Raw genomic sequence first — 3,188 nt, 5'->3', positions numbered from 1 at the left:
CCAGGGCGCCCCGGACGTCCAGGGCGCCCCGGGCGCCCCGAGCGCCCCAGGCCCGTCGGCCCCGCCGGTCCGCGATCCGCCCGGCCCCGCACCGCTCGCCTCGCCCACCAGCCGCAGGCAGTCGACCGCGTAGCACCCGCCGTCCATCAGCGCGCCCCCGCCCAGCGCGTAGTCGTACCTGATGTCGGCCGGGTCGCCAACCGGCCAGCTCGTCCAGGCCTGCACGTGCCGCACGGCGCCGATGGCGCCGTCGCCGATCATCGCCACCAGGCGCCGCACCAGCGGGTGGTACCGGTAGTGCATGCCCTCCATCACCACGAGTCCCGACGCCTGCGCGGCGTCAAGCACCTCGCCGGCCTCGGCGGCGTTGGCGGCGAACGGCTTCTCGCACAGCACGTGCTTGCCCGCGGCCAGCGCGCGCAGCGTCCAGCGCGCGTGCAGGGCGTTCGGCAGCGGCACGTAGACGGCGTCCACGGCGGGGGAGTCAAGCAGTTCCTCATACGACCCGTACGCCCGCGGGATCCCGTGCCGCGCCGCGAACGCCGAAGCCCGCGTCGCGTCCCGCCCGGCGACCGCCACCACCGCGACCGACGGCACCGCCGCCGACGGCGCGAGCAGGGCTCGCCCCGCGATCCGCGCGGTGCCCAGGATCCCGATCCGAACCTGCGCGCTGACCGCCGCGCTCATCGCCGGCCGCCAGGAGCCAGCGCCTCGAGCACCTCGCTGGCCCGCAGCACCGCGCGGCCCTCATCGGCCGCCGGGTCGCCGACCAGCGGGTCCCAGTTCACGTCGTAGAACACCTCGGTGACACCGCAGCTGTCCAGCCACGCGGTGTCCTCGCGGATCTGCTCGAAGCTGCCCGACAGCAGCACGCGCTCGCCGGTGGCAGGCGACGTCACCGGCCTCCCGGCGCGCACCACCCCCCGGCAGACGATCCGCACCGGCCCGCGCCCGGCGGCCGCCGCGGTCTCCTGGACGATCTTCGCGGCCTCGGCGATCACCGACAGGTCGGCGGTGCTCGCGGTGACCCAGCCGTCGGCGATCCGCCCGGCCCGCTCCATCGCCGGCCGCGACATGCCGCCGAGCAGGACCGGCGGCCCCGGCCGCTGCACCGGGAGCGGGTCCTGGCGTCCCGGCGGGATCTCGTAGAAGGATCCCTGGAAACCGCTCTCGCCCGCCCACAGCGCGCGCAGCGCGGCCAGGTACTCCTGCGTCCGCGCGCCCCGCCGCGCCATCGGCGCGCCCGATCCGGTGAATTCCGCGGGCAGCCAGCCGAGCCCGATGCCCAGGTCGAGCCGCCCGCCCGAGAGCACGTCCACGGTGGCCGCCTGCTTCGCGAGCAGCAGCGGCGACACGAACGGGTGGTTGACGACCGCCACGCCCAGCCGGATCGAGGATGTCACGGCGGCGGTGTACCCGAGCGCGACCATGGGATCGAGCACGCTGTGGTAGACGGGCGCCATCCCCGACTCCCTCGGCACAAGAAGCCGCTGGAACGTCCACAGCGACCGGTAGCCGAGCCGCTCGGCGCGCCGCGCGAACTCCGTCAGGTTGCGGGGGGTCGCCCACGCGCCGGCCACCGGCGCCCCGAATCCGATGTCCATGATCAAGACCATAACCGCGGGCCGGGGACCGCGCTCACGCTCCCCCGCCGGTGCCGTTTCCGCCTCCCTTTATCCCGAACGATCCCGCCCGTCTCCCCAAACTCACCCCGCTCCCTTACCGTTGGCCCATGTCAACAGCGGACTTCTGCGCGGGGATGCTGGGCGCGACGGCCAGGCCACTGCCCCCGGGCCCGTGCCGTGCGGCCCGCCGCACCTTGCTCAACGTCATCGGGACGGCCGTCTCCGCCGTCACGTCGCCGACCGTGGCCGTGCTGCTGCGCGCCGCGGCCGAACAGGGCAGCGCGGGCGCCGTCCCAGTCCCGGGTCTCGGGTACGGGCTCGACCCGTACTGGGGCGCGCTGGTGACCGGCACCGCCGCCCACCTGGACGACTACGACGACACGCACCTGGCGACGGTGATCCATCCCGGCGCGTCCACGCTCGCGACCGTGCTCGCGCTCGCGCCGGAGACGGCGCCGTCGGGCGCGGCGTTCCTGGCGGCGTTCGCGGTCGGCTGCGAGGCCCAGCTGCGGATCGGCAACGCGATCTCGCCGGCCCACTACGATCACGGCTGGCACATCACGGGGACGGCCGGCGTCTTCGGCGCGGCCATGGCGGCGTGCGCGCTGCTCGGCCTGGACGCGGCAGCCGGGGCGCGCGCGCTGTCGCTGGCCGCCACGATGACCGCCGGGCACCGCGAGGCGTTCGGCTCGATGACCAAGCCGCTGCACGCGGGCAAGGCGGCGGCGAACGGCATCCTCGCCGCGCGGCTGGCGGCCGCGGGGCTGGCCGGGCCCGCGGACCCGCTGGGACCGGACGGTGTCCTGCAGGTGCTGGCCGCCGGGGTGAACCGCGACGCGCTCGGCACGTCCCTCGACCACGGGGGCTGGGAACTGGAACTGAACACGTTCAAGACATATCCGTGCGGCGTGGTGGCGCACCCGGCGATGGACGCGGCGATCGCCGCCTCCGCGCGGCTCGACCCGGCCGACGTCACCGCGATATCCCTGCGCTGCAACCCCCTGGTCCCCGAGCTCATGGGCCTGACGCAGCCAGCAGACGGCCTGCGGTCCCGGTTCAGCGCCCGGCACGGCGTGGCGGTGGGGCTGGCGTACGGCCGGGCCGGGCTGGCGGAGTTCAGCGACGAGGCGGCGGCGGCGCCCGAGGTGGCCAGGCTGCGCGGCCTGATCACGCTCGACCCCGATCCCGCCGTCCCGCGTGACGCGGCCGTGCTGCGGATCGAGCTGCGCTCCGCCGGCCCGGTGGAGCTGCGGGTGGACCACACGCGGGGGAGCATCGCCCGGCCGCTCACCGACGAGGAGCTGCTCGCCAAGGTGGCGGCGCTGGTCGCCCCGGTGCTCGGCGAGTCCGCGGCGGACCGCATCCAGGGCGCTGTCGACGCCATCCCTGACGCGCCCGGCCTGTCCGAACTGTTCGCCGCGCTGCGACCGGAGCCGTCATGACGACCACCGACGACATCCTCGCCCTGGCCGCGCGCGCCGCCGCCACCGAACAGGCCGACGGGGACCTCGAATTGTTCGGCGGCGCCGTCACCCGTGGCATGAACAGCGACGTCGTGCGCCG

General features: G+C 75.6%; 3 protein-coding genes. 1 reads left to right on the top strand and 2 read right to left on the bottom strand.

From position 1 onward, the window contains the following. Both Q1N79_RS12270 and Q1N79_RS12265 read right to left on the bottom strand, forming a co-directional pair. The coding region (locus Q1N79_RS12270) for a Gfo/Idh/MocA family oxidoreductase (RefSeq protein ID WP_300608480.1) at positions 1-687 on the bottom strand (687 nt) is incomplete at its 3' end. Then, positions 684-1,604, bottom strand: coding sequence for a TIGR03619 family F420-dependent LLM class oxidoreductase (locus Q1N79_RS12265; protein ID WP_300608478.1), 921 nt, complete (start codon positions 1,602-1,604; stop codon positions 684-686). The genes Q1N79_RS12265 and Q1N79_RS12270, both read right to left, overlap by 4 nt. 128 nt (positions 1,605-1,732) lie before the next feature. On the opposite strand from Q1N79_RS12265, the gene Q1N79_RS12260 reads away from it, so the two are divergent. Beyond that, complete coding sequence (locus Q1N79_RS12260; RefSeq protein ID WP_300608476.1) at positions 1,733-3,067, top strand: MmgE/PrpD family protein; 1,335 nt, start codon at positions 1,733-1,735, stop codon at positions 3,065-3,067. The last annotated feature ends 121 nt before the right edge of the window (positions 3,068-3,188 follow it).

This window comes from Trebonia sp., from assembly GCF_030042015.1.
In the GTDB taxonomy this organism is placed as follows: domain Bacteria; phylum Actinomycetota; class Actinomycetes; order Streptosporangiales; family Streptosporangiaceae; genus Trebonia.
The sequence above is the reverse complement of the archived record's forward strand: the minus strand, read 5'-3'. Positions and strand labels throughout refer to the sequence as shown.